At 57.7% G+C, this 25,719-nt stretch carries 22 protein-coding genes; 14 read left to right on the top strand and 8 right to left on the bottom strand.

Features of this window, described 5'->3' with window-relative positions:
* Positions 1-11: 11 nt before the first annotated feature.
* Positions 12-1,244, bottom strand: a complete 1,233-nt coding sequence (locus tag ACESLM_RS04105; RefSeq protein WP_372630103.1) for a phenylacetate--CoA ligase family protein — start codon at positions 1,242-1,244, stop codon at positions 12-14.
* A gap of 173 nt (positions 1,245-1,417) precedes the next feature.
* Between ACESLM_RS04105 and ACESLM_RS04100 the strand changes: the two genes are divergently transcribed.
* On the top strand, positions 1,418-2,203 hold the full coding sequence (locus tag ACESLM_RS04100) for a YheC/YheD family protein (RefSeq protein WP_372630102.1): 786 nt from the start codon (positions 1,418-1,420) through the stop codon (positions 2,201-2,203).
* Positions 2,204-2,221: 18 nt separating this feature from the next.
* Here the strand turns inward: ACESLM_RS04100 and ACESLM_RS04095 are convergent, their stop codons facing one another.
* The 3 genes from ACESLM_RS04095 to ACESLM_RS04085 are packed head-to-tail and all read right to left on the bottom strand — an operon-like array spanning position 2,222 to position 5,722.
* Positions 2,222-3,295 carry a Ger(x)C family spore germination protein gene (locus ACESLM_RS04095; RefSeq protein WP_372630101.1) on the bottom strand — a complete coding sequence of 358 codons (1,074 nt, stop codon included), beginning with the start codon at positions 3,293-3,295 and terminating at the stop codon, positions 2,222-2,224.
* Positions 3,292-4,371, bottom strand: a complete 1,080-nt coding sequence (locus ACESLM_RS04090) for a GerAB/ArcD/ProY family transporter (RefSeq protein ID WP_372630100.1) — start codon at positions 4,369-4,371, stop codon at positions 3,292-3,294. The genes ACESLM_RS04095 and ACESLM_RS04090 overlap by 4 nt, the downstream gene beginning before the upstream one ends.
* A gap of 49 nt (positions 4,372-4,420) precedes the next feature.
* Complete coding sequence (locus ACESLM_RS04085) at positions 4,421-5,722, bottom strand: spore germination protein (protein ID WP_372630099.1); 1,302 nt, start codon at positions 5,720-5,722, stop codon at positions 4,421-4,423.
* A 161-nt stretch (positions 5,723-5,883) separates the two neighbouring features.
* On the opposite strand from ACESLM_RS04085, the gene ACESLM_RS04080 reads away from it, so the two are divergent.
* The gene (locus tag ACESLM_RS04080) at positions 5,884-6,216 is read left to right on the top strand and encodes a TFIIB-type zinc ribbon-containing protein (protein WP_372630098.1); all 333 of its coding nucleotides are present in this window, start codon (positions 5,884-5,886) and stop codon (positions 6,214-6,216) included.
* A gap of 106 nt (positions 6,217-6,322) precedes the next feature.
* On the opposite strand, the gene ACESLM_RS04075 is transcribed toward ACESLM_RS04080, so the two are convergent.
* The 3 genes from ACESLM_RS04075 to ACESLM_RS04065 form a co-directional block, all read right to left on the bottom strand.
* Entirely contained in the window at positions 6,323-6,865 is a 543-nt protein-coding gene (locus tag ACESLM_RS04075; protein WP_372630097.1) for a dihydrofolate reductase family protein, read from the bottom strand.
* 89 nt (positions 6,866-6,954) lie between these two features.
* On the bottom strand, positions 6,955-7,758 hold the full coding sequence (locus ACESLM_RS04070; RefSeq protein ID WP_372630096.1) for a helix-turn-helix transcriptional regulator: 804 nt from the start codon (positions 7,756-7,758) through the stop codon (positions 6,955-6,957).
* 80 nt (positions 7,759-7,838) lie between these two features.
* A complete protein-coding gene (locus ACESLM_RS04065; RefSeq protein ID WP_372630095.1) occupies positions 7,839-8,699 on the bottom strand; it encodes a helix-turn-helix domain-containing protein in 861 nt (286 codons plus the stop codon).
* A 137-nt stretch (positions 8,700-8,836) separates the two neighbouring features.
* On the opposite strand from ACESLM_RS04065, the gene ACESLM_RS04060 reads away from it, so the two are divergent.
* The 6 genes from ACESLM_RS04060 (at position 8,837) to ACESLM_RS04035 (ending at position 14,513) form a co-directional block, all read left to right on the top strand.
* Positions 8,837-9,241, top strand: a complete 405-nt coding sequence (locus tag ACESLM_RS04060; RefSeq protein ID WP_372630094.1) for a VOC family protein — start codon at positions 8,837-8,839, stop codon at positions 9,239-9,241.
* A gap of 118 nt (positions 9,242-9,359) precedes the next feature.
* Positions 9,360-10,211, top strand: a complete 852-nt coding sequence (locus ACESLM_RS04055; RefSeq protein WP_372630093.1) for an ABC transporter ATP-binding protein — start codon at positions 9,360-9,362, stop codon at positions 10,209-10,211.
* Positions 10,212-10,300: 89 nt separating this feature from the next.
* Positions 10,301-11,263, top strand: a complete 963-nt coding sequence (locus tag ACESLM_RS04050) for an AAA family ATPase (protein WP_372630092.1) — start codon at positions 10,301-10,303, stop codon at positions 11,261-11,263.
* Between the two features lie 2 nt (positions 11,264-11,265).
* On the top strand, positions 11,266-12,384 hold the full coding sequence (locus ACESLM_RS04045) for a DUF58 domain-containing protein (RefSeq protein ID WP_372630091.1): 1,119 nt from the start codon (positions 11,266-11,268) through the stop codon (positions 12,382-12,384).
* On the top strand, positions 12,362-13,645 hold the full coding sequence (locus ACESLM_RS04040) for a DUF4129 domain-containing protein (RefSeq protein WP_372630090.1): 1,284 nt from the start codon (positions 12,362-12,364) through the stop codon (positions 13,643-13,645). Before ACESLM_RS04045 ends, ACESLM_RS04040 begins: the two co-directional genes overlap by 23 nt.
* A 136-nt stretch (positions 13,646-13,781) precedes the next feature.
* Positions 13,782-14,513, top strand: coding sequence for a bleomycin resistance protein (locus ACESLM_RS04035; protein WP_372630089.1), 732 nt, complete (start codon positions 13,782-13,784; stop codon positions 14,511-14,513).
* Positions 14,514-14,517: 4 nt separating this feature from the next.
* Here the strand turns inward: ACESLM_RS04035 and ACESLM_RS04030 are convergent, their stop codons facing one another.
* On the bottom strand, positions 14,518-16,665 hold the full coding sequence (locus ACESLM_RS04030) for an ABC transporter transmembrane domain-containing protein (RefSeq protein ID WP_372630088.1): 2,148 nt from the start codon (positions 16,663-16,665) through the stop codon (positions 14,518-14,520).
* Positions 16,666-16,878: 213 nt separating this feature from the next.
* On the opposite strand from ACESLM_RS04030, the gene ACESLM_RS04025 reads away from it, so the two are divergent.
* The 6 genes from ACESLM_RS04025 (at position 16,879) to ACESLM_RS04000 (ending at position 25,665) form a co-directional block, all read left to right on the top strand.
* Positions 16,879-18,687: a cache domain-containing sensor histidine kinase gene (locus ACESLM_RS04025; RefSeq protein ID WP_372630087.1), complete on the top strand. Its 1,809-nt coding sequence runs from the start codon at positions 16,879-16,881 to the stop codon at positions 18,685-18,687.
* Positions 18,680-20,257, top strand: a complete 1,578-nt coding sequence (locus ACESLM_RS04020) for a response regulator (protein ID WP_372630086.1) — start codon at positions 18,680-18,682, stop codon at positions 20,255-20,257. The genes ACESLM_RS04025 and ACESLM_RS04020 overlap by 8 nt, the downstream gene beginning before the upstream one ends.
* A 254-nt stretch (positions 20,258-20,511) precedes the next feature.
* Positions 20,512-21,945, top strand: coding sequence for a carbohydrate ABC transporter substrate-binding protein (locus ACESLM_RS04015; protein WP_372630085.1), 1,434 nt, complete (start codon positions 20,512-20,514; stop codon positions 21,943-21,945).
* Positions 21,946-22,035: 90 nt separating this feature from the next.
* A complete protein-coding gene (locus ACESLM_RS04010; protein WP_094044942.1) occupies positions 22,036-22,920 on the top strand; it encodes a carbohydrate ABC transporter permease in 885 nt (294 codons plus the stop codon).
* 1 nt (position 22,921) lies between these two features.
* The gene (locus ACESLM_RS04005; protein ID WP_372630084.1) at positions 22,922-23,794 is read left to right on the top strand and encodes a carbohydrate ABC transporter permease; all 873 of its coding nucleotides are present in this window, start codon (positions 22,922-22,924) and stop codon (positions 23,792-23,794) included.
* A gap of 80 nt (positions 23,795-23,874) precedes the next feature.
* Positions 23,875-25,665 (top strand): glycoside hydrolase family 35 protein, encoded by a 1,791-nt coding sequence (locus tag ACESLM_RS04000; RefSeq protein ID WP_372630083.1) that lies wholly within the window; start codon positions 23,875-23,877, stop codon positions 25,663-25,665.
* The last annotated feature ends 54 nt before the right edge of the window (positions 25,666-25,719 follow it).

Here is a 25,719-nt window from a genome sequence, read left to right as displayed (position 1 = left end):
CGCCGATCCCCTCAGTCGTAGAAAATTTTCTTTCGCTTGATTGCCGTTCCTTCGCAGGGAGCTTCCTCGGGTATGACCCGGATCGCCTCCAGAAGGCCTCCCCGGATCATGGCGCCGATCTCGGGAATGCGCTCCGCCAGCTCCCGCTCGATACTCTCGTATACGGCAGGATCAGCCTGGCTCCGGCTGCCGACATGCACGGACAATTTGTTTCCCCGCACGCGAACGGCTACGTTGGCTTCCTTCAAGTGGCGGTAGACGACGTTCTCGATATCGTACACGCTGATTTTCTCGCCGTGCTTCAGCTCCGGGCCGATGCGCCGGACGATGGCCTCGAAGCTCTGCCGCCATTGCCCGTTCACGCGAATCGGACGCAAACCCCGCACGACGTCGTAGGTGACGAACCGCAATGCGGGAAACAGCTCGCGCACGAAAGAAGTCAGCACAAGCACGGACTCGCCTTCCTGGAGCGGCTCCATTCCGGCGCCGAGCCCTTCCGCCGGAACGCCTTCGGCTTTAATGCCTTCGGCGAACAGATAACGTCCATGTTCGTGCGAATAGCCGGCGATCGTGCCGATCTCGATCGAGCCGTATGTGTCGGTTACGTTTTCTTCGTCCAGACCGAGCCTCCCGGCTACGCTGCGGCGCCATGCGGGGGCGGCGATCTCGCCGACCAGAACGACGCTGCGGATTCCGTAGGAGGCAGGATCGTCCTCGCTCGCTTCCAGCAGACGGTCGAGAATCGACGGCATCGTATAGAGAACGTGGGGGCGAAGCGTCCTGAGGCGCTCCAGATGCCGAACGATCGGCTGCTCGAACGAGATGGAATCCGCCGCAATGCCGATTCTCGCGAATACGTCCAGGGCGGTGCCCGCCGCGTGGCCCGTTCCCATGTCCGAGAGCGCGGTAGAAGCGCCGGTCGGCGCGATCATGCGGCGGAACATTTCGGCTTTGATGCGAACGTAATGACTCTCGTCTTCCGCGGAGTAGAAAATCGTTTTCCGACGGTTCGTGCTCGTTCCCGACGTCCGGTAAGACGTCACCCGGCCGGCGACGTCATCCTCCGCGTAGGGCCGTTCGCGGCTATAGTAGTACCGTTCCAGCAGTTCGGACGTCATCAGGGGAAGCCGGTCGATCGAGCGTACCGAGAACCGGTCGATGCCCGCATCCGCGAGCAGTTGGCCGTACCAGGGAAACAGGTGAACGGTCCGGTCTATTTTATCGTGAAAGGGCGACGCACTCATGGCCATTCCTCCGCTTCCGCCTCCAAAGGCTGATAATCATAATATATGTGCGGGAGCGGCGCGCGTTCTTCCTTGCGGTAATGGGCCTTGGCCCTGCCTTCTCATGCGGGTTGCCCATACAGTATTCATAAGCGGATAGACCCCTACGGGAAAAAGAGGAGCTGACGAGGAAATTGAGCAGGCAGACGAGGGTTACGAGCAAGTGGATCAAGACGAAGCTGCTGGAGGGTTCTGCCTCATTGGCTCTTCACATTCCGGCCACGCGGCGTCTGACGGCCGCTTCGCTCGGGCGGATGCTGAGCAGGCATCGGATGGTATACATTAAGCCGGTGTCCGGTTCGTGCGGCATCGGCGTCATGAGAGTAGACCGAGCGCATGGCAAATGGACCGTGCGCGACGGTGTCAAACGCCAGGTTTTCCCCGGCTATTCGGCTTTGTTCAGGTGGATTCGGAGGAGGATAGGCAGGGAGCCTTACCTGGTACAGCGAGGCATTCATGTGTTGAGGCTCGGAGGGCGGCCGATCGATTACCGCGTCATGATCCAGAAGGGCCGCAAAGTCGGCTGGAAGGTGACGGGGATGGCCGCCCGGGTAGCGTCGCCCCGCAAGGCGGTGACGAACGGCAGCCAGGGAGGCAGCATCTACGAGGCGCGCGGGCTGCTGCGGCGCACGGCGGGACACAGCCGCGCTTCCAGGCTGCTGAGCGAGTTCGAACAGTTGGCGCATGCGACGGCGCGGCGGTTCGATCGGGCCTATCCCCGGATTCGGGAGCTCGGGCTGGATATTGCCGTAGATCGGAGCAAGAGATCCTGGATCATCGAGGTGAACACGCGGCCCGACCCGTGTCCGTTCACGAAACTGCCCGACCGGTCGATGCTTCGCCGCATCGTCAGCTTCGCGCGCAGCTACGGCCGGACGTACAACCTGGCCTGCCTGAAAGCGAGAAGAGGAAGCCGCTAATCTCGGCTGCTCCGTCAATCAGTTGCTCGAAATATTGCCCTGATTGACGATGACGGTGCTGACGTCGCACTTGAGTATCAGGTGAGGGTAGTAGCGTTCTCTCCACGAAGTCAATTCATCGTAGGGAAGGAGCCCCCTGAAATGTTGTCCTGCGCCCGTGGGATCGGATTTTGCTTTCAGCAGCTTTTCGTATAACAGCTCGTATCTGCTCCGTATTTGTTCCGTCAGCTCGCTCGCGATCTCGTCCACGCTCTTGTCGTCGTGCTTCTCCTTGATGATGGCCGACAGCTGCATCCGGGTATGGAGAACGGGGCGGCCGTCCACGATCGACCCGCGATGGCGGGTCGAATTGCGGACGATCAGCAGGCTGGACGACTTCGTAACCTCCAGAACCGCGTCCTCGATCTGATTATTCGCGATATTGACGAGCAGCGATTGCTCCGGAGGAATCTGCCCAACCATCCGATCTCTGCTCATCAAGGCGGAGCCTTCGAATTCCAGCATCGTCGATGTGCCCGCGCGGATCACGGGCAGAGCGATGTCCTTCGTCTCCGAATGGATCGTCTCGAAAGCTTGCCATAACGCGGCAAGCGTAATTTGCGGATCCCATCCGGCGTTCTTGTTGAAGAAATTCATGAACGAGCTGCCGTTCTGCACGACGGAGTTTCCGGTTTTGCGCAGGAAGCTCTCCATGTCTTCGTTCGTGACGGCGAGCAGCGCCTTCATGGGGATTTCCTGCGTACGCATGGCAAAGGCGATCTCGTCCTGAATTCCCTCCTCCGCGACTTTGCGGTCGAACAGAATCAGCTGCATATGCGTGAGATCCAAATGGCTTTCGATGTTCATGTCGAGATGGGAGATCGCCTTGCTGAGCGTAGCCGCTTCGGCCGATACGACCAGATTGCGGATGTTGCGAGCGGTAGGGACAGGCACCTGGAGCGATACTTTGTATTTGTGATCCTTGCTGTACGAGATGCCCATGATGATGGGGAGCACGCGATGGTTGATGTCTTTGATGTCCCAGCAGCCAGGCAGCACCGTCAGCGCGCAAATCAGAGCGATGCAGGCGGGGAGACGGCGCGGTCGAATCATGAAGCGGCTCTCCTTCGCGACAGGATCAGGCCTCTCCACAGAACGGCGGCGGGGATGGCGAACACGGCCAGAATGCGGAGCCAGGTTTCCCAGAACAGCATATTCTGCAGCCAGTCCCACCCGGGAATCATCAGTCCCCAGACGAATAAGGAGACGGCGGCGGCCGCGATTACCGGCTTCTCCGGGCATTTCGGAAACCGCTTGTGAACGATTCGACCGATCGACCAGAGCAGGAACGAAGCGTGGACGGATACGAAGGCCATTATGGAGACGGCGTAGAACAGAGTTACCCGGTCGAAAACAAGCCATAGCAGACTGACGCTGTCCATCGTGGCGAGAAAAGGGAATACGAGCAATCTCGCGGCGGGCGTTCCGAAGACGAGAATCGGAATATGCAAGGCAATCAGGCAGAGCGCCCAGATCGGCAGCATGGTCAGGAAGACGCCGCGCGGGCGCAGCGGGCTCAGAGGGGGCAGCATGCCGATGACGAGGAACGGCGAGACGACGAACATGGAAGAGTAGAACTCCTGCTTGCGCAAGAAGTCGAAGCTCGAATTCCACGAGGGATAAAGGTAATGAAAGTCGGCATTCTTGAAGCAACTGCTCAGCGCGAACAAGAGCACGGGCAGGAAGAGGGCCGAGAAGACGACGTTGGCTCGCAGGATGGAGTCCCCGCCCATAAAAGCGCCGAACATGAACAGCAAGACAAGTAGGGCGAGCAGCGCCCACATCGGGGTGTTCGCGACGAACATGATCCGAACCAGCTCGGCGAAACTTCTCATAACCATCAGCGAAACCAGCAGAAAATAGGCGACAAGAGGAGCCAGCAGCAGGAGCGAGACCACCTTGCCCAGCGGGATGAACAAGTCGGCGAAGTCCTTGCCGGGAACTCTGGCAAGTCCGGCCAGCAGCAGGAAGAGGCACAAGGCCTCGATGCAGATATAGACGACTGCCGGCTGCCAATGCGCGTAGGCGGTCGTTCGAAGCGTCGCATGAGCGTAGAAGAAAAAGATCAGCCCCGTATGAGTCCCGACGATGAAAAGATAGGTCGGCAGGCGGGAGGCGTTCCGTTGCAACGTTGCTTCATTCCTTTCTTGGGGAATCGCGGGGCGGGCGCAAGCGCTCCTACCGCAACCGCATAAACGGAATTCCGTTTATGCGGATGCTGCTTATGTACAAGATGAAGCCGATCAGACCCGCGAACAATCCCATTGCTCCGTACATCGCGCTTAAGCAGACGATGAAGTATTTCAGGAACCGAATCGTTAACGCGTTATTGAATCCGACCAGCGTAAAGTTGGCGATCGTCGTGGCCGCCAGCACGATGATGACCAGATTGCTCACGAGCTGGGCTTGCACGACGGCTTGTCCAAGAATTATGCCGCCTACCATGGTGATCGTAGGGCCGATGCTCTTCGGCAATCGAAGACTGGCTTCCACGACCATTTCGATAATGAACAGCATGATGATGATCTCGATGAATGCCGGGTAGGGAACGTTCAGCCGGCTCATCGCCAGCGATAGGGCAAGCTCGATCTTGAGCGTCTCCGGATTGACCGCGATCAGCGCGACGTACAAGCCCGGAAGCAGGAGGGCGACGAGCAAGCCGATGATCCGTACGGCGCGGATGGCGAGCATGAGCGGGTAGGGAAAATGCTTGTCGGAGAACATCGCAAAAAAGTTGCGGATGGACGATGGCGTAATCGCCGCGGTGCATTGCCCGTCCATCAGAATCGCGACCCTGCCTAGAAGCAATTCGTCGGACACTTGTTCCGGCAGCTCGGTGTTGTACAGCGGAGAAATCAATTGCCAGCGCGTTCCCGTCAACAGGGAGATAAGCGCTTGTTCGCTGCGAACCGGATAGCGGTAAGGGGCGCTTATTCGGCCGCGGATCTCGCTTACCAGCTGCGGGGACGCTTCGCTTCCCAAGTAGACGAGAGCGATGCGCTTGTCGGCCGGGCCGCCCCGGGAGACGTATTCCACCCGCAGATCCGCCGATCCGAACGTGTGCCGCAGCAGTCCCACATTCGTATTCAGGTCTTCCACGAACGCGGCGGAGGGAGCCCCCACAATCGTTTCTTCCTTCGGGAGGTCGACGGCTCTCTTTAGCTCGGCAGGTTCGGATTCCAGCACGAAAGCTCTAGTGCCGTCGCCGGACAGAACCGCCAGCTTGCCTTGGAGCAGCTTGCCCAGCAGCTCCGAAGAAGGCACGAACTCCCCGAACAGCCTCGCGGCCAGCTCCTCGAACGAACAGGACGTTTCGGGGAGGCTGCCAAGCAACTCGTATCGGGTTTTGGCACGTTGGATCAGGGATTCGAGTCCCGCGATCCAGACGGGAGTTCCGCGGAGCGCGAACGGTTCGATTTTCAAATCTTCGCGGCTGGCCGCCGCTTGCTGGAGATCGGCTAAGCAGGAATTGGCGCGCATGGTCGACGAGCACCTCCGTTACTCCGTAGCATTGACAATGTTTGGGGAAACCACTCGGATTTTTTTCTTCCTCGTATCTGGGGAGAATAACGCGAGGAAACCGATACGGCGCAGTTGCGTATTACAGACAAGATGGACATGAAATCAGGGAGGAATTCGGAATGAATTGTCCGGTATGCGACGGCACTCGCATGAGAGAAGTGGAGAAAAACGGGATTCTCATCGACGTCTGCCCGACGTGCAAAGGGGTGTGGCTGGACCGCGGCGAGCTGGAAAAGCTGATGCAGGACGTCAGGGAAGTTCGCCAAGACTACAATGAATGGTATTACGGCAATTCTTCGGGCGGGTACGAGCAACAGAGAGGGGCATATCCTCCCCAGCACCAGCAGCCGCACTATCCCCCTCCGCAACAACCGTATCCCCAAAACGGTCGTTACCCCTACAAGAAAAAGAAAAAAAGCGTCATGGATCTCTTCGGAGATTTGTTCGACTGAGCGCAGTAAAGCTCCTATACCGTTTGTTCGGCCAACCGGGAATAAATCCGGTTGGCTTTTCCGGAAGCGGTACGGAGCTTTGTTGACGCCGTGTGGCTGGCCGATCTTACTTAATAACCCTGTATCGCAGGTGGGTCTCGCTCGCAAAGGCCAATGTTTCTATGCGCTCCAACTTAATACGCTCTCCAAGCCCGTCAAATAATGAAATGCCGTCACCCAGCAGCAGGGGGACTACAGCTAATACGATTTCGTCCACTAGACCAAGCTTAAGGCATTGACGGGAGATGCTGCCGCCCAACAGAGCGACGCTTTTATCGCCAGCGCTTGCTTTGGCAGCCTCAACGGCTTTCTTGATATCGTTAACAACGAAATGATACGTGATGCCGTCTTTTTCAACCGGATCATGGGCTTCGCGAGTCATGAGGTATATTGGAACTTTCAACATACCGCCATAAGGGATTTCCCCTTCTTCAATCGTGTTCGTTTTGTTGGCGCCGCCTATTACGGCACCAATTTCCTCCAAGACTTTTCTGACGACTGCGTAATCCTGGTCCGTAGCTTCGAAATCGAACATCCAATCGATACCGCCCTTTTTGTCGGCCATGTATCCATCCAATGTTGTTGTTGCGTGAATAATGACTTTTGCCATCTTTTATTTCTCCTTTACATCGTAGTCTCAAAACGGGTTTGTATGGCTCAAGTCGTAGGTTAGCATGTTTCGACTTGCTGGACTTCTTGTCAATTGCTGTGTTTCCCGATCGAGCTGAATTGTCGATATAATCGTTGCATGAGCAGCGTCAACGATATTAATATGGGCGGGTCATCCAGCCGAGGCGGGTATAGAATCACATCTTGCTGGTGCGCGCATTCCCCAGGCTTAATGATGATTGGCGCTCTGGAACGCGTTCTTAGCGTATACGCCGGCAATAGAATGTCGTTGGCCTTCGACTTCCATGACACGGAGGTGGCCATCAGGTAATAAACGCCGGGTTTAACGCCCGATATTCGGAATGAATCGTTCACACGAGCCAATGTTCCGTATAGCGGTATGCCTTCAGGGAGTGGTTTGCGGAACAACCCGACCAGTACGACGCCTTGAAAAGGGATCTCGCTCCGGACCGTGCCCTCAATATAGTCATTCAGCGATAAGGTCGTTGTATGCCCGGGCAGCCAAATCGCAGGCTCGGATAACCGACGCAAATGATGCTCGGCATGAAGGCCGGAGCTTCTGAATTCGGAAGGCGTCATGCCCACGGATTTACTGAAGCGCGATGTGAATGTTCCGAGACTCTGGTAACCCAGTTCGTTCGCGACCTCCCGAACAGGGAAAGGAGTCGCCAACAACAGTTCTTTGGCTTTCTGTAACCGTAGGGAGGATATGTAATATTGCGGAGTCAATCCCATTTGCTCTTTAAAGATGCGTATGAAATGATAGGGGCTATAGAAAGCGTAATGCGAGAGTTGTGAAAGGGATATCGGTTCATGAAGATGATTCTGGATATACATGATAACTTGATCTAACTCCGGATATTTAGAGGACATTTCAACCTCCTGATCGCCATATAGAATGGAATAAGGACTATTGTAGATGCCGAAAAAGTGATGGCGCCTGCGTGCAACCTTTATACGGTCTGCTGGCCATCTGCACGTGATACGGGGATATGTTTCTCATAAATTAACGGCCTGCTGAACAGTTCAGCCGGAGTCATATTGGCATACTTTAGGAACTCTCTATACATATGGGATTGATCATAATATCCGCTGGACAGAGCCAGATTAATACCTGGTTTTGCCCGCGCTTGCCTCATCATGCGAACTGCAAATTGGAATCGCATAACGTTTGCATAATTTTTAGGCGTCATTCCTACCTCTGCCTTGAAAACCCGAATAAACCGTTCGGCGCTAAGATTAGCCATGTCCGCAATTCGTTCGATGGAAGGCGAAGTCGCCGGGGAATTCTCAATCATTCGCAACGCATAAGCTACGGCTGGATGACCCTTCGGAACAACAATTTTCTGCTCCAGGTATCGCAGTAAATATTGCTCGACTAACTGCAACCGTTCCTCCGCCATAGTAGCTTCCTGCAGCCTCTCCCGCAAATCAGCCACATGGGAATATCGATTCAATGCATGCTCAAGCGGCACATCGACGTCCTGTAGTTCGCCTACCCATTTACCGAGAAACGGCAGCGCTCCGCCTGGTTTGAATTGAATGCCCAAACATGATTCTTGGCAAACCGTGTCCAAGTAGTAGCTGGATGACCGCGGACCGGCGATAATACATCCAGGCAAGATCATAGACCGATCCATTCGATTTCGCTCAAACACTCTGATCCGATCCTCTTGGAGATTAATAATCCATGCCATAGAGGCATCGGGAAGTTTAGATTCAAGCTGGTGGCTTGGGCGGTACCCTTCGCAGATCCACAACTTATCAATCCATCTTGCCAGATCATGTCCAGGCTTGCGAGCATAGAATTTCATGCAATCCCCCCTACATATGTAAAATATATACCATTTATACAACCGATTGAAGATCAATTTTATACAATCCATTCTGCTTTATTAGGGCTATACTGATGGGGGCAACTACATTTCATAAATATTGAGGAGGACGGGCTATGGCAACAACGTATAAACCGCAAGGATACACCGCTGTTACGCCTTATTTCATTGTCGCAGGCGCAGATCGGTTTATTGAATTTCTCAAGAATGGCTTCGATGCCGAAGAACTCGAAAGGAATACCCGGCCTGACGGAAGCATTCAACATGCCGCATGTCGAATCGGAGATTCCATTGTTGAAATCGGCGGAGGAACGAATAAAGATTTTCCACCGATGCAGAATGCAATTCATTTATTTGTCGAAGACGCGGATGAGGTGTACAGGCGGGCTTTGCAAGCGGGAGCACGTTCCCTCTATGAACCGCAGAATCATGAATATGGGGAACGCTCGGGAGGCGTGGAGGACCCTTTCGGAAACCATTGGTATATAGCCACTGCTATCAGCACATCATCGTTTGATTAATGCTTCCGAGCGAACTGCCATGAAATCGTCATTGACTTTAGAAGTGAGAACAATTATCATTCATAGCATAGAGATTATAATGAGAATCGTTTTCAACATATAAAAGGTGGATGAGAGCATGTCCCGATTAAGCACGAGTCACTTGTCTCTGGCCTACGGCAACCGGAGCATCGTTGAGGAATTGAATCTGCACGTCCCGGACGGCCTGATCACGGCGCTCGTAGGAGCGAACGGATCGGGCAAATCGACGATCCTCAAGTCGATGGCGCGCATTCTTACGCCGGCTAATGGCGGCGTCTATCTGGACGGCAAGCTGATTCACCGCCAGCCGACGAAGGAAGTGGCGAAGAATCTGGCCATTCTGCCGCAAAACCCGACCTCACCGGAAGGGCTGACGGTCCGCGAGCTGGTCTCGTTCGGTCGTTATCCTCACCAGAAAGGATTCGGCATTCTGTCCTCCGAAGACAATCGCATGATCGATTGGGCCTTGCAAGCGACCGGCATGTCGATGTTCGCCAGCCGTCCGGTCGACCATCTGTCCGGCGGTCAGCGTCAGCGCGCCTGGATCGCCATGGCTCTGGCGCAAGGCACGGAAGTGCTGCTGCTCGACGAGCCGACGACGTTCCTGGATATGGCTCACCAGATGGAAGTCATGATCCTGCTGGAGAAGCTGAACAAGGAACAGAAGCGCACGATCATCATGGTCGTTCACGATCTCAACCATGCGGCCAGATACGCCCAGCATCTCGTGGCGCTGAAGAACGGCACGGTCTTATACGAAGGCAAGCCGGAAGTCGTCATGACTCCGCAAATGCTGCGCGACGTGTTCAACATCGACGCCGATGTCATTCCTGACCCGCGTACGGGAGCGCCGATGTGCCTGCCTTACGGATTGGCGGAGTCCGCCGCTCCGGCTGAAGACGGCGAGCAGGCGGAATACGAGGACAACAGAGTCCAAGCGATGGCTTAACGTCAACTGAATAGTTGTGACTTCTCACAGTTCACACCCTTCTCCGGAATTGCTAAAATATAGGAAACGGAGGAGGGTGTTTTTGCGTCGTGAACAAACAAGTGATTGAGAAAAAGCTGTCTTCTGTTATTGCAAACGTAGGCTCGGTCGTCGTCGGGAAAGAATCGGTGCTGGAGCATCTGCTGATCGCTCTGCTTGCACAGGGGCACGTTATTTTGGAAGACGTTCCCGGCACGGGAAAAACGCTGCTCGCCAAGTCACTGGCCCGTTCGCTCGCTTGCGGGATGAAGCGCATACAATTTACCGCGGACCTGCTTCCTTCGGACGTGACCGGCATTAACGTATTTAATCAGCAGACGGCCCAATTCGAGATGCGCCAGGGTCCTGTCTTCTCCAATATTTTGCTGGCGGACGAGCTGAACCGGGCCACTCCCCGCACCCAATCGAGCTTGCTGGAATGCATGGAGGAGCGCCAGGTGACGATAGACGGCGTGACGTATCCGCTGGATTCTCCGTTTATCGTCATCGCCACGCAGAACCCGATCGATAACCATGGTACGTTCCCTTTGCCTGAAGCCCAGTTGGATCGTTTTATGCTGTGCATTTCGATGGGTTATCCGACGGATGACGAGGAACTGGCGATTCTGAAGCGGTTTACGGCAGGCAATCCTCTGGAAGAGCTGCAAGCCGTGCTGGGCCGCGATGAAATTCGCGAATTGCAGGCGCAGGTGCCGAAGGTTCACGTCTCCGACGCCGTATACGGCTATCTGCTGTCCATCGTGGCTGCGACGAGGAACCATGCGGACATTGCGTTCGGAGCGAGTCCCCGCGGAAGCCTGCAGCTGCTGAAGGCGGCTCAGGCGCTAGCTCTGTTGCGAGGCAGGGACTTTGCGTTGCCCGACGATGTGAAAGCGCTCGTGAAGCCGGTGTTCGCTCACCGGTTGATTTTGAAGGATTCGTTCAGGGGCGAAACGAATCGGGTCCATCCGCTGCTGGACAGCCTGCTGGCGGCCGTACCCGTCCCGACGGAAGCCGCGCTGGAGTCGAGATAGCGATGGCGGCGATCGTCTGGGTCGTTTTGCTGATGGCCGTTCTTTATTTGGCGCAGCGCCTTGTTTTTAATCTGCTCGGATTCAGGTCTTTAACGTATTCCAGGTCGTTCAGCTCGTTTCGGCTTCACGCGGGGCAGTCGGTATGGATGAACGAGACGATCGCCAACCGCAAACGGATGCCTCTCCCTTGGCTGCGCGTGGAGTCGATGCTCCCGGCGCAGCTCGTGTTCAAGCAGCGGGAGTCGGACATGGCGATCCATCGCGGCGACCGGCTGCAGAACCATGCCAGTTTGTTCAGCGTTCCGCCGTACACGGAAATCGTGCGCAAGCACGAAGTCGTATGTCCTCAGCGGGGCAGATACCGGGTCGACAGCTATACGATCACGCTGGGCGATTGGATCGGCGTATCGGGCAAGTCGTACAAACGAACGGCCGATTGCGAGCTTGTCGTCTATCCGGCGGTCAAGGACATTCGCGATTTCCCGTTGGACGCGCGGAAGTATTTGCAGAGCGTCCGAAGCGCGGCGAGTCCGATCATGGAGGATCATCCGCACGTTGCGGGAATCCGGCCTTACCGCGAGGGCGATTCCTTCCGCATGGTCAACTGGAGCGCGACCGCGAAGACGGGCCAGCTTCTGGTGCATAAGCGGGAAAGCATGCAGGACAACGATCTGACGATCCTTCTGAATGCCGAGCTGCTGGATCAGGAGCACAACCGCCGAATTACCCCCGAGCAATTCGAAGATGCGCTCAGCTATGCGGCATCCGCCGCTCATTACGTCATCTCGGGCGGCGGCAAGGCCGGCTTTATTTTCAACGGAGTCAGAGGGGAAGGACAGACGGAGATTTACCGCGCTCCCGCGAGAGCGGGGGCCGCGCATATGGACAATCTCCTCGAAGCGATGGCGGAATTCCGCCCCGTTACCGCGCTGGGACTGTCCTACCTGTTGGAGCAATTGATCGAGGAACGGAAGCGCGGCTTGAATTATTTGCTGGTTACGGCGTTCATCGACGGGAAGCAGGAGAAGCTGATCGCCCGGCTCAGAAGCCAGGGAAATACGGTCCAACCGCTGCTCTTGTGGAAGGAGGAGGCTGCCGATGGCCGGAAGACTGGCACTTAGGGCGCTGGCCGAATGGTTCGTCTGGCTGCCTCTGTCGTTGATTTTCTCCGCGAATATGGGCGTATGGGGAAAGATAGGCTTGGCGGCGGGAGTGCTGCTGAGCGCGGGACTGGGTCTCGGCCTTAACGCGCTGCCGGTTGTACGGAGGAGGCTCGTGCTGATCGCGCTGGCGCTTGCGTTGGTCGCGGTCGGAATCGTCCGCTTTACGGATCATCTTCCGATGCTCGTTTGGCTGTGCGTCGTTCTCTGGCGCGGCAGGTTCGTCCGCTTCGGCTATCGGCAATTCGGGGTTGCGTTCGGCGTCAGCTGCCTTGTTTTGTTCGCGATTTCTTTGAACGAGGCATGGACAGGCTACCGGCCCGCGATTATCGTTCTGGCCGTGCTGTGGATGGTCGGATGGTTCATCGCGTTAAACGGAAGCCTGGTCGACCGGGCGGGACTCGGAGACGGCATCGTAACCCGGCCGGTCCTGCAGTCCAGCCGTAAATACGCCCTGGTGTTCGTAGCGATCGGAGCGTTGGCGATCGCCGTGACGGTCGGCTATGGCGAGAAGCTGCTCACGCCGAGGGAAATCGTTAATCCGGGCAACCGGTGGATCGATCCGGAGCAATTTATCCCTCCGCCCGAGCCGATGCCGCAGTCGGACTGGATGGGCGAACTGATTAAGGATCCGGGCGAACCTTCTCCGATATGGGACTACCTGTTCTGGGTCTTTATGGCGTTTGCTACGGTCGGGCTGGTCTGGTTTGCGAGGCTCCTGTGGAGAGATCGGACGTGGACGTGGCGCGGCCTGTTGAAGAAGATCCGGGAGTGGTTTTTTCGAGAAAGGCGTACGGAGCAGCTGCCTTACGTCGAAGAACGCCGCAGCTTGCAGAAGGAGAAGAAGCCGGGACAGGGGAGGTTCTCGTCGCTGTTCCGAGGTTCGTCTTCCCGCCGGGATTGGGAGCGGCTCAGCAACCCCGAGAAAGTGCGGCGGCTGTACGAGGATGCGGTGCAAGCCGGCATTCGGCAGGGCTACGGCTTCAGACCGGCGCATACGCCCGCGGAGACGCTTGAAGAGCTCGAACGCTGGCATTCGGACCGGTCGGCCGCTTCAGATAAGGAGCGGCAAGCCGACTACTGGACGTGGCTCCGCCGCGTCCGGGGCGCGCTGACAGGCTTGTACGGGAAGGCAAGATACAGCTCTCACGACATTTCCCCGGAGGAAGTGGAGGAGCTGAGGGCAGGTGCGCCGAAGGGGAGTTCCGGTTATCACCGATAGAGACGATACCTTGGCAAAACAAACCCGATGACGGGTTTGTTTTGTTTTAGCGGGACCCATTCGATTCAACCTTATCATTTGCATGAATGTTGTACGATAAGGGGGTAAACGAATTTGCGAGCAGGGGGCGAGCCAATTGGCAACGAATCCGACCGGAAAGACCATTCCTATTTTCCCGTGCAGGTCGATTGACGAGCAGGTTGAATTTTATCAGGCGCTAGGTTTCGAACTGACTTACCGGCAAGCCAGACCGAATGTGTATGCTTGCGTACGTCATCGCATCTCGGAGCTGCACTTTTTCGTGCTGAAGCAGTTGGAGCCATCCGCCTCATACAGCATGTGCTACGTGAGCGTCTCCGATGTGGACGACGTGTACCGGGAATTTCGCGAAAGGCTGAAAAAGGCTTACGGCAAAATCCCGGTAAAGGGGTTTCCGAGAATAACGAAGCTTAACGATCTGGTCGAAGACCGGCGGTTTAACCTCGTAGACCCTGCCGGGAACTACTTGATAATCGGTCAGCAGCATGCGGTTCCCAAACCGATAGCCGGCGGCCCGAACGAGGCGGAGCGCACGACGAAGTTCACCGTAGCGTACGAGACCGCGTACAAGCTGACGTACAGCAAAGAGGACCAAGCGCAGGCGGCCCGGGTACTGGATCTCGCCTTGGGCAAATCGGCGGAAGTGTCAGCGCCGCTTCGTTACAAGGCTTTCGTACTGCGGGCCGACATCGCCTTCTCGATGGACGATCTCCAGCTCGCGAAGAGGTATATCGGAGAAGCCGGCCGGTTGCCGCTGTCGGCCGAAGAGCGGGAGAAGGCGTCGGCGGCCGCGGATCGATTGGAGGAGCTTAAATCGTCTTGGGCATAGCGGCTCACAGGCGGGCTCGAAGCGTCTGTTCCACGGCCTGAAGGACATGGGGATACTTCGCGGTTAACGCCAGGAAAGCATCCCTTCTCATGGAGAGGACGACCGAAGGGCCGAGCGCCCTGACCGTGGCCGTCCTCGGAATTCCCTTCAACAGAGCGATTTCCCCGAAGTGATCTCCGTCTTGCAGAACCGCGACTCTCCGCTCTTCTCCGTCGGCGACGAGCTTGACGATCTCGAATCTTCCGCGAACGATCAGATACAATTTGTCACCGGGATCGCCCTCGCGCACGACGGCATCCCCCTCATGGAACGTCTCCGTCGCGAACAGGACGGCCAGCTCGCGGAGCCGCTCCGGCTCGATGCCGTCGAAGAACGGCAGCTTCGAGAGCCGCTCTCCGTCGACGTCGACGTGCAAACCGTCCTGCGACAGCACGAAGCCGTGCTGCTTGTCCCACATTTCGCGGTACAGGCCGCTTTGCCGCAGCAGTTGCTCATGCGTGCCCGATTCGGCGATCCGGCCGTCCTTGAATACGAAGATGAGATCGGCGTCGGCCACGGAGTCGAGCCGGTGCGTGACGGAGACGATCGTCTTGCCCGCGCGAAGCCGCTTGACGACGCCGTTCAGCTCGGCTTCGGACGCAGGGTCGAGCGCGGAGGTGAATTCGTCGAGCAGCAGCAGCTCCGGGTTCCGCAGCAGCGCCCTGGCGATCGAGATGCGCTGGCGCTGGCCGCCGGACATCGAAGCCCCTTCGTGAAATACCGGAGTATCGTAGCCGTCCGGCCAAGCCGCAATCGTATCGTGAATGCGCGCTTGGCGGGCGGCTTCGATCATTTCCGCTTCTTCGGCACCTTCCCGGCCGAACAGCAGATTGTCGCGGATCGTCGTGTTGAACAGGAACGAATCCTGCGAGACGATGGCGGAGCGGCTGCGAAGGGAAGCTTCGCTTACCCGGCGCAGGTCGATTCCGTCGATCGCAATTGTGCCCTGCTGCGGATCGTAGAAGCGGGCGATCAATTGCAGGGCGGTGCTCTTGCCCGAGCCGCTCGGACCGACGAACGCCGCATAGCAGCCGGCCGGAATGTCCAGGTTGACCGAGTCGAGCTGAAGACTATCGCCGTCATAGCTGAACGATACGTTCTCCAGTCGCAAGCTGCGCGAGATCGGAGGCAGCTCGACGGGAGCGGCCGATTCGCGCAAGTCCGGTTCATGGCCGAGCACATCGCGAATGCGCCGGAGACTGTTGCCGGAATCGATTAGCCCCGGAAGAATTAGCGTTAAATTGGACGCAGACTGGCCGGTGCTCATGAACAACGTGAAGAACGCCATGAACTCCCCGACGGTGAGCCGATCCTGGAAAATAAGATAGCCGCCGAAGCCGATCATCGCCCCGTTAAGCACCATCAGCGAGGCAAGAGGCACTTTCTCCAGCAGGGAATTCATCCGGTGCATCCGGAGGCCGAGCGTCAGCATGGATTGAATGCGCTCGCGGGCCCGCGCCTGGAACAGCGCCTGGCGGTTGTAGATTTTGACCGTGCGATATCCCTTGACCGTCTCGTCGATCAGGTTCGCGAACCTCTCCTGCTCTTCCTTGTATTGCATGTTCGCCTCTTCGGCGCGGCTCTGAAGCAGCTTCGGTCCGGCAAGCAGAAGCAGCGATCCGATCGCCATCACGATCGTGAGCTGCCAATTCAGCAGCGCGAGCATGGACAGTCCCAATGCCACGCTGAGCGACTCTCGCAGAAAAAACGGAAAAGAGGCGGTTGCCAGGCGTTCCATCGCATTCATATCGGAGGAAAAGCGGGCGACAAGATCGCCGATCTTGAAGCGGCGATAGAACGGCGTCGTTTGTTTCTGGATGTGGTCGTACAATTCGGTCCGCATCCGCTGCACCATCCGCGCGCCCAGCTTGTTGACGGACAGATCGCCGACGTAGCCCGCAATCAGGCTGAGCGCGCCCCCGCCCAGCAGCAGGGCGAAGATCCAATAGAATGCTTGCGCGTCTTTCGGCCCGAACGCTTCGTCGACCAAATATTTCAGGCTGACCGGCGCGGCGACCGCGTAAGCGACTTCGAGCAGCAGGCCGATCAGGAATAAGGCAAGCAGCAGCTTGTGTTTGGTGAAATGACCTAGCATTGTTCCTAGAAATCGCATGGTGATCGCCTGCCCCGTTTGTCCGTTCTCTTCTTTTCATCATATAGAGGGCGGCGTCAAAATACCACAATTTGTTTGCTTATGCGACATCGGACGGAGGAGGTGGAGGTCCGGAGCTCGCCTCGGAACGCCGCGGCGTCGCCGAACGCTTGCGCCGATCCGGCACATCGGCTAACCTAAATAATTAATCATCCAACCGGGGAGGTGGCCGCCTTGGCTTACGGATCATCGGCGGCGGATGCGGGAGACGGTTCGCCGCTGCTCAGGCGAATTTCGATCAAGTACCGCCTGCTCGCCGCGTTCCTGATCACTTCGCTGCTGCCGGTCGTGTTCGTAGCCTTGTATTCCAACATGAAGTACGAGGCTTCCATCACGAACAAGATCAGCGCGTCTTCGCAGCAGATTCTGGCCGAGCTGACCCAGAACATGACGCGGGAGCTCGAACAGTACGAAACGCTCAGCGAGACGATCATTATCAACAAATCGATCCAGGGCGGCCTGCCCAAGTTCGGCAAAATGACCGACTACGAGAAGAACGGGCTGCGGACGAGACTCAACGAGGAGCTTGCGCAGCAAATTTTCCGGCTTAGCAATTTGACGAACGTGGTCATTCTGACGAATGACGGTCAGACGATCTTCGATCTCGGCTTCGAATGGTATCCCGAGCTGCAATTCGACCGGCTGACGGACGCGGTGAACGGGTCGCCGGGCAACGCCTATTGGTCCTATATGCGCTCGAACCGGGGAGCGAACCGAATCGTGCTCAGCCGGGCGGTGTTCTCGGAAGACAACTTGAACGAGCGTCTCGGCTATGTCATGATCCTGATCGACGAGAAAGTGTTCACCCGCAATACGTACGGGCAAGTCGATCTGGGGACGGGAAGCAGCATCTATATCGCCAATGCCGAGGGCAGAGTCGTCTCGTCCGTGTCGCCGGACATCCCGCACGGCGCGGAGTTCGAGAAGACCGAAGTGTTCGACCGCGCGACGGGCGAGCATCGGAACGAAGCATTCTATGCGAATGTCGGCGGACGCAAGACATTGACGGTAAGCTCGTATCTCCGGACGGCCGATTGGTATTTGATCGGGCTCGTGCCGCATTCTTTCCTCGTATCGGAGCTGAAGGACATGCGGGGCAACATCGTGCTGCTTTGTTTCGTGACGCTGCTGCTCTCGGGCGTGCTGGCGATGTGGATCTATTTCAGCATCCACAGCCCGATGAGATCGCTACTCCAATACGCCAACCAAATCCGGATGGGCCAGCTCGAGACGAAGATCGGCCGATCGCATCCGGACGAGATGGGCAAGCTGACGGAGACGATTGACAGAATGGTCGAGCAGCTTAAGCGGCTCATTTTCCAAGTGGTGTCGGAGCAGCAGGCGAAGCGGGACGCGGAGCTGAAAATGCTCCAGGCGCAGATCAATCCCCACTTCCTGTTCAATACCCTGAATTCCTTGAAGTGGAGCGCGATGATGAGCGGCAACGAGTCGGTCAAGATGGGCATCGAGTCGCTGTCGGAGCTGCTTCGCAACACGATTCTCGTCAAGGAGGAGCTGATTCCGCTGGAGGCCGAGATCGCCAATCTGCTCCATTATGCGACAATCCAGCGCATTCGCTACGGCGACTCCTTCAAGCTGAGCTTCGCGATGAGCGACGGGGAGCTGTACGCGTGCCTCGTTCCGAAGTTTATTTTGCAGCCGATCGTGGAAAATTCCATTCTGCACGCCGGGACGGAGGACGGCCGCAGGGTGGGCATCCGGGTCGAGGGGATCAAGGAAGGAACGACGCTGAAGCTCGTCATCGCCGATGACGGCAAGGGGTTCGACATGAACGACGCGAGCGCCCGCAAGTCGTCTTCGCATGCCAAGCTGTCGGGAATCGGCATCGGCAACGTCGACGAGCGGATTCGCATCCACTTCGGGCCGACGTACGGCTTGAAGACCCGAAGCGCGCCGAACGAAGGAACGGAGACGGTCATTACGCTGCCGATCGTGACGAAGGAGGAACGAAGCGATGTATAAGGTGCTGATCGTCGACGACGAGATGATCGTCCGCCATGCGGTCAAGACGTTGATCCGCTGGGAGGGAAGCCGCTTCGAATACGCGGGGGCCGCCGCCAGCGGAACATCTGCGCTTGAGCTCGTCCGCGAGTCGGGGGCGGACATCGTCATTACGGACATCAAGATGCCGGAGATGGACGGGCTGGAGCTGATCAAGCGGCTGACTTCGGAAGGCTTCGACGGCGAAGTGCTCGTGCTCAGCAACTACAACGACTTCGAGCTCGTGCGCGAAGCGCTGAAATGCGGCGCCCACGACTATATGCTGAAGCTGACGCTCAAGACAGAAAGCTTCATGGAGACACTGGAGGAGATGGCGGCGAAGCTGGACGGCCGAAGAGGACGGAGCCGAGAGACCGCGCCGCCCTCTTCTGCAGCTTCGGGCAGCGGCGACCGCGACCGGCTGGCGGATCTGCTAAGGGAGATGGACAACGCCGCCGCCCACGGCTCTTCGTCTTGGCGGGGAGAGAGATTCATGGAGCCGGGCCAGCGGGCATACGCCTTCGTTGTCGTGCTCGGCAACGAGGAGCAGAACGTTCGCCCGGCCGGCGCTTTCCAGGATGCGCTGGACAAGCTGGCCGACGGCCTGTTCACGGGCAGCCGCTGGACCCGCGCGATCCGCACCGACTCGCTTCGGTTCCTGCTCGTCGTCGCTTACGCAGAGGAGGCGGCCGAAGCGAATCCGCAGGAGCTGGCGAGGCGTCTGACCAGCCTGTCGTCGATGTACTACAGCGTGCAGATCAGCGTCGTCTACGCGGCCGCCGCGACGAGCGAGGAGGCGCTGGCGAGCGAACTGGCTCGCAGCCGGCAGGCGGAAGGCCTGCTCTTCTACTCGCTTCCGACGCTGGGCTGCCTGTCCAACCGGGAGGTCGCGACCGAGGAGGACGAGCGGTTCCGGGCGGCCGAAGCCGCGCTCAGGGACAGTCTGCGCAGACCTGTCGCGGGGGCGATCGATCTATGGACGGAGAGCGCGATGAATTTGATCGACGCGGCGGCTGAGCGGCGAATTCATCCGCGCGCGTTGAAGCGGGCCATAAGCGGGGGCATCTGGAGCTTGGCCAGCGCGGAAGCGATCGGAATCGGACGCGAATGGGACGAGAAACCGTGGCTGCAGAAGATGGAGGAGGCGGAGTCCGATTCGCAGCTCAAGGAGACGATCCGCGAGCTGGCCGAGGACGCCGCGGCGGATGCGGGCGGGGCGCTCTCTCCCAGAGCGACGGCCCGCGAAGAGGTGCGCCAAGCGATCCGCTACCTTGAGGAGCACTATCCGCAGCGCGTCGCGATCGCCGATATCGCCGCGCAGGTGGGGCTGTCCGAGCCGTATCTGTGCCAGGTGTTCAAGGCCGATACCGGCTTCAGCATCCTGACGTACTTGAACGAGATCCGCATGGCGAAGGCGTACGAGCTGCTGTCCTCGGGCAAATACCTGGTCAAGCAGGCGGCGCTGGAGGTCGGCATTCCCGATCCGTTCTATTTCAACCGGCTGTTTCGCAAGCGCTACGGCATCGCACCCAAGAACATAAAAACGACGTGACGCGCCTTCCGCCGGAACCTGTACGGTTGACGCGATGCTACACGCCCTGCGACAAACCTGACAATAAACATGATGCTACACGCCTCCGCCAAACCTGTACGATTTTAAGACGAGAAGTCTCAAGATCGTACAGTTTTTTTCGGGACCGGGCCAGGGCGGTTTAAAATCGTCTATTAAGTTCCTGCTTTTTGTTAATATGGCCGACAGCCCCGCAAGCTTATAATGGGACCAACAAAGGCTAAGGGGGTCACGAAATGAAACCAAAGAAATGGTTAACGACGGTCGCCGCTTCCGTCGTGGCAGTGTCGGTATTGGCCGGATGCGGCTCCAACAACAACGGCGGCAACGCAGCTTCTCCGCCGGCATCCAACCCGTCGTCGCCTTCCGCGTCGGCAAGCGAGTCTGCAGGAGGCAAGCAGTTCGAGAATATGGAGCTGAACGTCGCGGTATTCCAAGGAGGCTACGGCCGCGAGTATTGGGATACGATCGCCGAAGATTTCATGAAGGACTATCCGGGAACGAAGATCAACATTACGGCCAGCCCGAAGATCGCCGAGCTCGTTCGGCCGAAGATTGTCGCGGGCAATCCGCCGGACTTCATGTATATCGCGGGCAGCGACAACCTGCCGATCATCAACGGACTGATCAAAGATAAAGCGCTGCTCGATCTGACCGAAGTCTTCAACGAACCTGCTGAAGAAGGCGGCGCGCCGCTGAAGGATAAAATCCTTCCGGGCGTGCTGGAATCTCGTTCCAGCTCACCTTACGGAGACGGTCAAGTCTACCTCGCGCCATACAACTTCGGCGTGATGGGTCTGTGGTACAACAAGACGCTGTTCGACGAGAAGGGCATAGCCGTTCCGAAAACTTGGGAAGATTGGTTCGCTCTGACGGCGACCGCGAAGGACAACGGCCGCGCGCTCTTCACGTATCAAGGCCTGTACCCGGGATATTTGGAAGAGATGATCGTACCGTCGATCTACAGCGTGGGCGGACAGGAAGCGCTCGACCAGTTCTACAACCTCGACCCGGAATTCTGGAAGAGCGATACGTTTAAGCAAGTATGGGGCCTGATCGAGCGGATCGCGAAGGAAGACAATGCGCTGATGAAGGGCACGATCGCGCTCAACCATACGCAATCCCAGACGGCGTTCATGCAGGGCAAAGCGATGTTCATCCCGAACGGCACCTGGTTCGAGGACGAGATGAAGGATGCGCCTCGCGAAGACGGCTTCCAGTTCGGCTTCCTCGGCGCTCCAGCCTTCACGGCGGATAAGCCGGCTATGGCGATGACGAACGTGGAACAGCTGGTCATCCCGGCCAAAGCGAAAAATCCGGAGCTGGCGAAGGAATTCCTGAAATACCTGTACTCCGACAAGAGCGTGAAGCTGAACGCGGAGAAATCTAAAGGCGTGCTTGCAGTGAAAGGCGCGGCAGACATGTCTATTGAGTTCATTTCGGAGTCGATGTACAACGTGTACAAAGCGGTGGACGAAGGCATCGTGACGGTCAACGGCGCGTTCAAGTCCGTGGCCAAGGGCAGCAAGTACAATCCAAGCGACGAAATCTTCAAACCGATCTCCTCGATCATGAACAAGCAACTGACCGTGGACGAGTACGGAGCCAAGATGTACGACATTTTCACCGATGTTCAGAAGGAATTGGAACAAAACGGAGCGCAAGAATAGAAGCCTCCCGCTTCCCGGAAACCTGCCGCGCGTTTGGACGAACCCGGCAGGTTTCCTGTATCTTGCGGGGCGGAAGGGATGGTTGAAACCATGAGTATGAAAACAAGAAGGGGATTGTTCATCGCGGCTTGCTTGCTTCCCGGGCTCGCGCTGTTTCTCCTGTTCAAAGTCTATCCGACGATACAGATTTTCCAGAAATCGCTCTACCTGTGGACCGGCGTAGGCGACGAGCCGAAGTTTATCGGACTGCAAAACTTCGTCGACATGTTCCATGACGACGTGTTCCTGCTCGCTCTGCGCAATACGGGCTTCCTCATGCTGGTCGTTCCCGTTCTGACGCTGCTGATCGCGCTGGTCAACGCTTCCTTGCTCACGCAGTCCAAGCTGAAGGAAAGAGGCTTTTACCGGACGGTGTTCTTCTTCCCGAGCATTCTGTCGTTCGTCGTCATCGCGATTCTGTGGTCGTTCATCTACCACCCGACGATGGGCTTCGTCAACTCCGGCTTGGAACTGCTCGGGCTCGGCGACTGGGCGATGGCTTGGCTGGGCGACCAGCGGACGGTGCTGTGGGCGCTCGCGGTGACGCTGATCTGGCAGGCGGCGGGTTATTACATGGTCATGTACATGGCGGGCATCGACGGCATTTCGCCCGATCTGTACGAAGCGGCCGGCCTGGACGGGGCGACGCGCATCCAGCAATTTTTCCATATTACGATTCCGATGCTGTGGGAGATCATTCGCGTGACGATTATCTTCAGCATCAACGGCGTTCTGACGATCAGCTTCGTCATCGTGTCGGTCATGACGGCCGGCGGACCGGATCGTCATTCCGAGGTCGTGATGACCTATCTGTACAGCCAGGCGTTCACGAACTCCAACTTCGGCTACGCGATGGCGATCGGCGTGTTCATCTTCATCATCTCGCTGCTGCTCGCGCTGATCAGTAACAAATTAACCGAGAGGGGGTCGCACTAAGATGTCCGCCTATTCCGCATCGCTGCAATCGGGCAGGAAGTCGTCGGGCGGAGCCGTCGGAAGGCTGCTCGTCCGCTTGTTCCTGATCGTGCAGGCGCTGATCGTCGTCTATCCGCTGATTTGGAACGTCATTGCCTCGCTCAAGACGAACGCCGAGGTGATGGAGAGCCCGTGGTCTTTCCCGACGACGTTGAATTGGGACAATTACGTTCGCGCCTTCACGACCGCCAAAATCGGCGACTACATGTTGAACTCGGTGCTCGTCGTCGCCATGTCGATGACGGTGCTGCTGCTCGCGGCCATCCCGACCGCTTACGTGCTCGGACGGATGAGATTCCGCGGCCGCTCGTTCCTGACCAATTTCTATATGGCCGGCCTGTTTATCGGCGGCGTCTACATTATCGTGCCTCTGTTCATCATGATGAACGACCTGAGCATGCTCGACAATCGGTTCTGGCTTAGCGCCGTCTACGCGACGGGCAGCTTGCCGTTCTCCGTGTTTCTGCTGACGGGGTTCATGAAGTCGATTCCGCACGATTTCGAGGAAGCGGCAATGATCGACGGCTGCGGCTACTTCGGCACGCTGTTCAAGGTCATCATGCCGATGGCCCGTCCCGGCATCATTACGCTGATCGTGTTCAGCTTCTTCGACTTCTGGAACGAATACGTGCTGGCGATGACGTTCATTACGGACGACGCCAAGAAGACGATTCCGATCGGCTTGTCCAACCTGATGCAGATCCAACAGTACGCGACCGATTGGGGCTCGTTGTTCGCCGGACTCGTCATCGTGCTCGTGCCGACCATCGCCGTCTATGCGCTCCTGCAGAAAAAACTGACGGAAGGCATGATGTTGGGTGGAGTAAAAGGATAATCGGGGAGATGCGGCGAAGATAACAGGGAACCCAAGGGAATTCCAAGGGAAACCAATTTCGGAGAGGGGTTGTCGCGCAGGTGGCAACGTTCGGCATTCAAGGAAACGACTTTGTATATGAAGGGAAGCCGATCCGGCTATTGTCCGGAGCGATCCATTATTTCCGCGTCGTTCCGGAATATTGGGAGGACCGTCTGCTGAAGCTTAAAGCTTGCGGCTTCAATACGGTAGAGACTTACGTGGCCTGGAACGTCCACGAGCCGAAGGAAGGCGAGTTCGACTTCGAAGGCATCGCCGACGTGGAGCGCTTCATCCGGCTGGCGGGCGACCTGGGGCTCCACGTGATCGTGCGTCCGAGTCCGTACATCTGCGCGGAGTGGGAGTTCGGCGGTCTGCCGGCCTGGCTGCTGGAGGACGCCAACCTGCGTCTTCGCAGCTACGAAGCGTCCTATCTGGCCAAGGTCGACGCGTATTTCGACGAGCTGCTGCCGCGGTTTAAGCCGTTATTGTGCACCAATGGCGGACCGATTATCGCGATGCAGATCGAGAATGAATACGGCAGCTACGGCAACGACAAGAAGTATTTGGGCTATATCCGCGACGGCATGAAGAAGCGCGGCATGGACGTGCTGCTGTTCACGTCCGACGGTCCCGAGGATCATATGCTGCAAGGCGGGATGGTTGAGGGCGTGCTGGAGACGGTCAATTTCGGCTCGCGCGCGGCGGAGGCGTTCCGCAAGCTGCGGGAATATCAGCCGGAAGGCCCGCTCATGTGCATGGAGTTCTGGAACGGCTGGTTCGACCATTGGATGGAGGAGCATCAATCCCGTCCGGCGGCGGATGTTGCCGAGGCGCTCGAGGAGATGCTGGCGGAAGGCGCTTCGGTCAACTTTTACATGTTCCACGGCGGCACGAACTTCGGCTTCTACAACGGGGCGAATCATATCCAGCGCTACGAGCCGACGGTGAACAGCTACGATTACGATACGCTGCTAAACGAATCCGGCGAGCCGACGGAGAAATATTGGGCGGTGCGCAAGGTGCTGGAACGGTACGCGGAGCTGCCGGAGGCGAAGCTGCCCGCGCCGATTCCGAAACGGGCGTACGGGGAAGTCCGGCTGGAGGAGAAGGCGGATCTGTTCGGACAATTGAATCGTCTGTCTACGCCGGTGCAGCGCACGAGCCCGGAGCCGATGGAGAAGGTCGGACAGGCTTACGGCTTCATTCTGTATTCGACAACGGTGACCGGACCGAGAAGCGGCATGAACCTGGTGCTGCAGGAAGTGCGCGACCGGGCGCTCGTCTTCGCGGACGGCAAATCTATCGGCACGACGGAGCGGTGGAATCCGGTCGAGATTCCGCTTGAGGTGCCGGCGGAAGGGCTGCGTCTGGACATTCTCGTGGAAAACATGGGACGCGTCAACTACGGCCCTCTGATGCGCGATCCGAAGGGGATAACGGAAGGCATACGGGTGGGCAACCAGTTTCTGTACGATTGGACGATCCGTCCGCTTCCGCTGGATTCGCTGGAGGCGTTGGAGTTTGAAGGAATCGGCGGACAGCAGGCTGCCGGCGGTTCGGCGGAGGAATCCGACGCGTCGGGTACGGCAGAATCGCTTCCGACGTTCTATCGCGGCACGTTTAACGTGGAGGAGAAGGCGGATACGTTCGTGCGCCTCGACGGCTGGACGAAGGGCATCGCTTTCCTGAACGGCTTTAATCTCGGCCGGTACTGGGAGGTCGGCCCGACGCGCACGCTGTACGTTCCCGCGCCGCTGCTGCGCGAGGGCGAGAATGAACTGATTGTGTTCGAGCTTCACGGTACGGAGGATCCGGTTGTCCTTCTGACGGATCGGGCGGATCTGGGCTAAAGCGCAAAGAGCCGCCCGCTAGCTCGGGCAGCGGCGGTCAGCGAGGCCGCGGAG

This window comes from Cohnella sp. (genome assembly GCF_041641335.1).
Classification (GTDB): domain Bacteria; phylum Bacillota; class Bacilli; order Paenibacillales; family Paenibacillaceae; genus Cohnella.
The sequence above is the reverse complement of the archived record's forward strand: the minus strand, read 5'-3'. Positions and strand labels throughout refer to the sequence as shown.